The following is a 491-nucleotide window of genomic DNA, read 5'->3' as shown; positions in this document are numbered from 1 at the left end:
GAAACCTCCGCTCCTGCACCGCGCGCCAGCTTGCTGCCGGTTGTCGCGCAGGTCGGCTGCGCTTGCATGGTTCCGGGCTTGAGCTCAGGGCCACAGAGTGGATGTCTCCCTTGGAGTTGCGCCGCGGCAGTGCGCCCTTCTGCTCACCCTGCCTGCAATGCGGTGACTGCTGCTGCGGCGATGATGTCGTCGATGGTGCAGCCGCGGGAGAGGTCGTTGGCGGGGCGTGCGAGGCCCTGGAGGATGGGGCCGATGGCGGTCAGGCCGCCGAGCCTCTGGGCGATCTTGTAGCCGATATTGCCCGAGGCGAGGTCGGGGAAGATGAAGACATTGGCGGGCCCGGTCAGCGGACTCTGGGGGGCCTTCTTCGCCCGGATCGCGGGGTCGAGCGCGGCGTCGAACTGGATCTCGCCGTCGATCTCCAGTTCCGGCATGCGTTCGCGGACGAGGGCGAGCGCCTCGCGGATGCGGCCGAGGCTCGGATGTTCGGC

The 491-nt window shown here is 68.8% G+C and carries 1 protein-coding gene; it reads right to left on the bottom strand.

Going from position 1 to position 491, the window contains the following annotated elements; genetic code table 11:
• Window positions 1–143: 143 nt before the first annotated feature.
• On the bottom strand, window positions 144–491 hold a 348-nt coding region (locus tag KTN05_RS17810), incomplete at its 5' end, for a phosphate acyltransferase (protein WP_254368349.1).

It is taken from the genome of Paracoccus sp. Z118, from assembly GCF_019061185.1.
GTDB lineage: Bacteria > Pseudomonadota > Alphaproteobacteria > Rhodobacterales > Rhodobacteraceae > Paracoccus.
The sequence above is the reverse complement of the archived record's forward strand: the minus strand, read 5'-3'. Positions and strand labels throughout refer to the sequence as shown.